This is a genomic window from Nocardia albiluteola (genome assembly GCF_018860155.1).
Classification (GTDB): domain Bacteria; phylum Actinomycetota; class Actinomycetes; order Mycobacteriales; family Mycobacteriaceae; genus Nocardia; species Nocardia albiluteola.
On record NZ_JAHKNI010000025.1, the window covers coordinates 97,759 to 104,402 of the forward strand.

General features: G+C 65.9%; 9 protein-coding genes. All 9 read left to right on the top strand.

What is annotated here, in order from left to right:
• The first annotated feature begins 9 nt into the window (after positions 1–9).
• Entirely contained in the window at positions 10–378 is a 369-nt protein-coding gene (locus KO481_RS40665) for a hypothetical protein (protein WP_215923896.1), read from the top strand.
• Between the two features lie 104 nt (positions 379–482).
• Positions 483–1,556: an alpha/beta hydrolase gene (locus KO481_RS40670; RefSeq protein ID WP_215923897.1), complete on the top strand. Its 1,074-nt coding sequence runs from the start codon at positions 483–485 to the stop codon at positions 1,554–1,556.
• On the top strand, positions 1,547–2,566 hold the full coding sequence (locus KO481_RS40675) for a 2-dehydropantoate 2-reductase (RefSeq protein WP_215923898.1): 1,020 nt from the start codon (positions 1,547–1,549) through the stop codon (positions 2,564–2,566). The genes KO481_RS40670 and KO481_RS40675 overlap by 10 nt, the downstream gene beginning before the upstream one ends.
• A gap of 182 nt (positions 2,567–2,748) precedes the next feature.
• Positions 2,749–3,063 carry a hypothetical protein gene (locus KO481_RS40680; RefSeq protein ID WP_215923899.1) on the top strand — a complete coding sequence of 105 codons (315 nt, stop codon included), beginning with the start codon at positions 2,749–2,751 and terminating at the stop codon, positions 3,061–3,063.
• A 380-nt stretch (positions 3,064–3,443) separates the two neighbouring features.
• Complete coding sequence (locus tag KO481_RS40690; RefSeq protein ID WP_215923900.1) at positions 3,444–4,751, top strand: amidohydrolase; 1,308 nt, start codon at positions 3,444–3,446, stop codon at positions 4,749–4,751.
• A complete protein-coding gene (locus KO481_RS44190; RefSeq protein ID WP_281066294.1) occupies positions 4,729–4,854 on the top strand; it encodes a hypothetical protein in 126 nt (41 codons plus the stop codon). Before KO481_RS40690 ends, KO481_RS44190 begins: the two co-directional genes overlap by 23 nt.
• A gap of 71 nt (positions 4,855–4,925) precedes the next feature.
• Positions 4,926–5,204, top strand: a complete 279-nt coding sequence (locus tag KO481_RS40695; protein ID WP_215923901.1) for a hypothetical protein — start codon at positions 4,926–4,928, stop codon at positions 5,202–5,204.
• A gap of 313 nt (positions 5,205–5,517) precedes the next feature.
• The gene (locus KO481_RS40700) at positions 5,518–5,904 is read left to right on the top strand and encodes a hypothetical protein (protein WP_215923902.1); all 387 of its coding nucleotides are present in this window, start codon (positions 5,518–5,520) and stop codon (positions 5,902–5,904) included.
• A 13-nt stretch (positions 5,905–5,917) separates the two neighbouring features.
• Positions 5,918–6,550, top strand: a complete 633-nt coding sequence (locus tag KO481_RS40705; protein WP_215923903.1) for an NB-ARC domain-containing protein — start codon at positions 5,918–5,920, stop codon at positions 6,548–6,550.
• The last annotated feature ends 94 nt before the right edge of the window (positions 6,551–6,644 follow it).

The following is a 6,644-nucleotide window of genomic DNA, read 5'->3' on the forward strand; positions in this document are numbered from 1 at the left end:
GAATCGCCGATGAAAATCGTCTACGTCGACGTCGATACGCTGCGGGCCGATCACACGGGCGCATACGGATATCAGCGAGACATCACCCCGAATCTGGATGCGATGGCCAAGGATTCGGTGTGTGTCGACCGGTATTACTGCTCCGATTCCGAGCAGGCCGACGACCTGTACCGCCACCTGCATCCGGACAACGGCGCGCTCGGCGCCTCCTGGACAGCCCAGGGCCCACTCATGTCCCCCGAGGAGCGAGTGATCTTCATGAATTTCCTTGCCGCCCAGAAGAAACCGGAGGAAGCCGCCAAGGACGCTGGCGACGCCGTCCCTTTCCGCCGGTTGCTGGGCGTGCGTGAGGCATCGAACGCCGAGTCCGGCGCGTGAACCGCGCACCCGAATCCCCGTTCCCCCACACAGGAGAAGAGATGACTCAACCTTTGCCCGCCGACGCACCCGATCTCGAAGCCCGTGGTCGCGATAGGAGTCCGATGTCTCAGCTCAGCCGCCCGCCATTCGATCCGGAGCTGGACGCTGTGTGGGACGTTGTTCTGGCCGTCGTCGGTGACCAGATCCCGACTCTGACCCGGGAGGCCATCCAGCAGTTGCGGGAGCGGCCCAGCTTCAAGCTGACTGACGAGATGGTGGCGAAGGCCGGTCTGGTGAGTCGCGAGCTCTCCATCCCCGGCTACGAAGGCGAGACCCTCGCCGCGACCGTGATCTCCCGTGCCGACCACACGGGCCTCGGTCCAGGCATTTACCACATCCACGGTGGAGGCATGGTGACCGGGCACCGCATGCTAGGCCCGGCCCAGATGCTGCCCTGGATCGTCGAGCACGACGCGGTCCTGGTCACCGTCGAGTATCGCCTCGCGCCGGAGTTCCCCGACCCCTATCCGGTCGAGGACTGCTACGCGGGGCTCGTTTGGACCGCCGACCACGCCGCCGAACTCGGCATCGACGCGGACCGGCTCATCGTCGCCGGCGGGAGCGCAGGCGGCGGGCTTTCCGCTGGCACTGCGCTGCTGGCCCGCGACCGGCAGGGGCCGAAGTTGGCCGGCCAAGTCCTGATCGGCCCGATGATCGACGATCGCGACCAGACCGTCTCCACACTCCAGTACGACGACGCCGGGATCGGGACACGCGCGTACGACCAACTCGGGTGGTGGGCCCTCCTCGGCGAACGACGCGGGACCGAGAATGTCTCGATCTACGCCGCGCCTGCCCGCGCGAAAGACCTGTCGGGGCTGCCGCCGACCTACATCGACTGCGGGTCGGCCGAGGTGTTCCGTGACGAGGACGTCGCCTACGCGACCGCACTGTGGGAGGCCGGAGTTGCGGCCGAGCTACACGTATGGGCGGGCGGGTTCCACAGCTTCCATGCGATCGCGCCGCACACCGCGATAGCACAGGCCGCGAATACAGCACGGAACGCCTGGGTCGCCCGCCTGTTCGGGCCCGGTGCCCCCAGGCGACACGCGAAGGTCGTCGTCGACCTCACCGCGCCGCACGCTTCCCACCACGCCCTGTCGAACGAGAAAGGCAGGAGCGGCCAGTGCGGCTGACACCCGGTGACGAATCGAGGTTCGTCGTCTACGGCGCGGGATGTATCGGCGCCTACCTCGGAGGATGGCTGCTCGCCGCAGGCTATCGCGTGGCATTCGTTCGCCGGACATCGTTCGAAGACGCATCGAGGTTCGGCTTCGGCGTCCAGGACAGACACGCACGGCAGGCCCACATCGTCCCCGATTCGTGCACCCTCATCACACCTACGGAGATCGGCCCAGGCGACACCGTCCTGGTGACGGTCAAATCCGGCGCCACCGATCACGTCGCAGCCGAGTTGAGCACCCTGTCACCCGGGTCGATCGTCAGCGTGCAAAACGGCATCAGCAACGTATCCCGCCTTCAAGCAACCAACCCAGGGGTCGCGGTCGCGGGCGCCATGATCCCCTTCAACATCATCCGCACCGAGGACAACATCTTCCGGCAGACCACGACGGGAAGAGTGCTGATCGGTCCGCAAGGGCAACATCTCGCGAACGCCCTCCTCAACGCGGGAGTCGACGCTGCCGTCACCGCCGACATCGAAGCAATCCAGGCCGGCAAGCTACTGATGAACCTGAACAACGCGATTCACGCTCTGTCCGGGGTGTCGCTCTCGCAAGAATTGAGCTCCCGGGACTACCGAGTCGTGCTCGCGGCAGCGCAGCGCGAGGCACTCGAGGCATTCCGACTGCACCGCACACCGGTAGCCAGTCCGCTGTCCAACATCGCCCCGCGGCTGATACCCACTCTCCTGCGCACCCCGGACATGGTGTTCAACCGCATCGCCCGGCCGCTCCTCGATTCGGATGCAGACGCCTCATCCTCGCTCCGGGACGACCTTCTGGCGGGAAAGAAAACGGAGGTGCGATTCCTCAACGGCGAAATCGTCGACATGCTCGAACGAATGGGCCACCACGCCCACGTGAACCAGACGCTCGTACAACTGGTCGAGCACGCAGAAAAAGACGGTCAGCCGTCGGCCATATCCGGGCCTCGGCTGCGAGAGGAGATACTCCGATCGCGCTGACCATTCCACGAGCGTGACCGGGCGACCGGATCACCCGTGTGGAGATTCCGGTACCCGCACGCGCCAGCCGACAGGGATACCCAGACGATGTCTATCATCCGGGGTAACATCAAAATCGGCCTGCGACAGTCCTGCCGCAGCACCACGCGACCCGGCCCTGTTATCCAGGGCAAGTCGGAGACGTGGCATCGATAGCCGCGAGCGTGACCCGCATCCGCAGCCATCCGACGCGCACCCTGCGCGCCTCCGCCGAGGCGTTCCTGGATACCCTCGGGCCCGGCAACCCACGCCGCGCCTACGGCATCGCGGTCGTCAAGACCGTCGACCAGCTGGACGGCCGCGGTCTCGACGGACTGTCCAGCCCCAGCCGGGCCCTGGAGTCGGTCTCCGACGACGAGACCGGGCGCAGCCCTCGAAACCCTGTGGGGCGCAGCGGCGGTCAATACGTGGAACGCGCGCCGCGCCGCGGTCGCGAAATGGCTTTCCTGGTGGCGTGAGCAAGGTTGGGATGCTCCGCGGGTGCCGTCTCGGCCGCGCGCTGCACCCCGCCGGACTCCGAAACGCGGTCGCGGACCCCGATCGACCGGCTCATCTCCCGCCGCGACATCCATCTGAGGGAGAAGACACTGCGGCGGATACTGTATGAAACCTGCGCTCGCGCAGATGAACTGCTTCAGCTCAATATCGAGGACCTCGACCTCGCTGGCCGGTGCGCCCGCGTGAAGTCCAAGGGCGCCAAACCCCGCAGGCCGGCGGTGCCCAGCCGACCGTTCCCTGAGCTCCTTGCTTCTACCGCACATTGCAGACCCACAAACCGATGGATTTGCCCACGCACGACAACCGATTGCCCGGCCGTGCTCGACCCTGGAAGGTTTCCATGCATCATCCGCCGAACATCCCGACTGACACACTGTGGGACGAACTGGCTCGTATCAGGGGCGAGTTGGCGGAGCTGTACACCGACCTCCATCAACATCCGGAGCTGTCGCTGCAAGAGTTCCGCACGGCCGCTGCACTCGCAGATCGATTGAGGCAGTTCGGCTTCGACACCGAAACCGGCGTCGGCGGGACAGGAGTGGTTGCCGCTCTGCGTAATGGTGAGGGCCCGGTGGTGATGCTGCGCGCCGACATCGATGCGCTACCGGTGCAGGAAAAGACCGGCCTTGACTACGCCAGCACAGCGCAAGCGCACGATCACACCGGTCAGCAGGTTCCGGTGATGCACGCTTGTGGCCACGATATGCACGCCACGTGCCTGATCGGCGCGGCAGCGGTGCTCGCCCACACCAGATCGACGTGGTCGGGGACGTTGGTGCTGGTATGCCAGCCCGCCGAGGAACTCGCCCGCGGCGCGCGCGCCATGATTGCCGACGGCCTGTTCGAACGGTTCCCGAAACCGGCGATCATCCTCGCTCAGCATGTCGGGCCGCTGCCGGCCGGAATGATCGGATACGGCACCGGCGCGATCATGGCGAGCTGGGATTCGATGGATGTGGTGCTGCACGGGCGCGGCGGACACGGATCACGCCCGGAGGCTGCCGTGGATCCAGTGTTGATGGCGGCGTCGGTGGTCACGCGGCTGCAGCGCATCGTCGCCCGCGAGGTTGCGCCCATCGACACCGCGGTGGTCACGGTTGGGCGGTTGCAGGCCGGCACAAAGGGCAACATCATTCCCGATACCGCCGAACTCAGCATCGACGTGCGTACCTACACCGAACCGACCCGGGCACTGGTGTGCGCGGCGATCGAGCGCATCGTGCGCGCGGAAGCCGCCGCGTCCGGCGCGCCGCGCGAACCGGAATTCGACTGGACTACAGCCGCGCCGGCATTGGTGAGCGATCCGACCGCCACCACGACGACGGTAGCGACGTTCGAGCAGCATTTCGGCAAGGACCGCGTTGTCGCCCTTCCGCCGCTGACCGGCAGCGAAGACGCTGGAATCTTGGCGGAAGCCGCAGCCGTCCCGATGGTGTACTGGTTTTGGGGCGGCATCGATTTCGCCTCCCGCGCAACCGGTTTCGAGCACGTTCCAGCCAACCACGCGCCCGACTTCGCCCCCGACATCGAACCAACACTCACCACTGGTGTCCAAACGCTGGTGCTGGCCGCGCTAACGTGGCTGGGCACCGATCCCCGGTCGACATCGACCACTTCCGAAGGACATGAACGATCCGTCTCCGCGTGAGAAGTTGCTCGCCGCAGCTCTGGACCTGCTGGCCGAGCGCGGTCGGCTCAGCGAGCTGACATTGCGCAAAACTGGCAGCTGGGCACCATCCATCGAATCCTGATCTACCACTTCGGATCTCGTGACGGGCTCCTGGCCGCGCTGCTGACTGAGTTGCGGATCGCCGAACAACAGATGATCCGGACGTCGTACGCGGGGGGCTCGTTCGACGGTGCCCTGGAGATGGTGCGGCAGATGTATCTCGATCCCGTCTACGAACCTCGGGTGCGAGCGTTCTTCTACGTACTGGGTCTGGCGGTGCAGGACCCGGACACCTACCAGGAGTTCCTCGGCTCGCTGAACGACTGGACCGAGCTGTTCACCGCGCTCGCGGTGGAGGAAGAGCTCCTCGGCGAGGCTGCGCGCAACCTCTACCGCGTCTGGTCCATGCGTGGCCTGTGGTCACCGCGGTGACCACAGATGACCGGGACTGGGCTCGGAACGAGTTTCTCGACGTGCTCACACAGTTGGGAGTTCGCGTTGACATAGGTGACTCGATCGATCCCGGTCACTGACACAAGACTGTGGACACCTGCGGTTGCGGCGACCGCTGCAGCACGGGAATCGTTATGCGCCGCAGTCGCCGCAGATGATCAGGGTACGGATTTCGTTCTTGCAGAAGCGATTCCGACTGGAGGCGGGTTGTGGTCATTTCTGATGCGATGGAGTGGCGTGCGGCATAGGCTGACACTGGCCTTGGGTTAGACGTATCGAGGGGGCGAGCATCATGGACCCGGTATCACTGGGTATCGCGGCAGCAGCGCTGCTGGCATCGAAATTCGGGGAAGGGCTGGCCAAGGACGCTGGCTCGAGCAGCTGGCGCGCCGTTACCGGACTGCGTGAGCTGATCGCGAAGAAGTTCCGGCACGGCACCGAAACCTCAACCGCCCTCAGCGAATCGACGCCCGGCGCGGATCCGCAGCAACAAGCGGCCGCCGCCGTAATGATCGACGCGGCCGCGCGCACGGATTCCGGCTTCGCTGCCGACCTGCGTCGTCTGATCGACACCGCCCGCACGGACGCCACGGTCGAGGTGTTCCTGGCGAACGCGTACGACCAGGCCCGGCAGGTGAACATCCGCGGCGACAACACCGGCACCATCAACCTCAGCTGACGGAGAATCCGAGGTGCCCGACTTCGAAGCCCACGCACGCGACGCCGCCCAGCAGGTCAACATCGCCGGCGACAACACCGGCACCATCAATCTGCACTCCCATCACCATGAGGCAGCTGCCCCTCCGCGAGAACCGGTCACCTCCACCCTTCCCCCGGCCCTGCGGGTGTTCGCCGGCCGCGACCGGGAGCTGAAACAGATCCTCGACGCCGCCGGACGAGAACGAGTGGTCGCGATCCACGCCATCGACGGCATGGCCGGGGTCGGGAAGACCACCCTCGCCGTCCGCGCGGCTCATCAACTCGCCGACCGCTTCCCTGACGGGCAGTACTTTCTCGAACTCCACGGCCACACTCCCGGCCGGGCACCAGCAGAACCGTTCGACGTGCTCGGCGAGCTACTGATCGAGCTCGGTGTCGACCCGCGCAGCATCTCCGGCACGTTGACCGGACGGCGGGACCTATGGCGCCACCTGCTTTTCGGCAAGCGGGCACTGGTACTGCTCGACGACGCCACCAACCGGCAGCAGGTCGAACCACTGCTGCCCAGCGGTACAGGCTGTCTGACCCTGGTCACCAGCAGACGGCGGCTGCTGCTAACCGACACTCAGCACCTAGTGCCGCGTCACGCAACGTTGGGTAGGTAATCCGGGCGGCGGATTTTCGAGCCGACGGCGAAGTCTCGGATCGGTCGGGCGTGCTGGTTGCGCCAGCGGACGTAGTCACCGATCGCCGCATCCT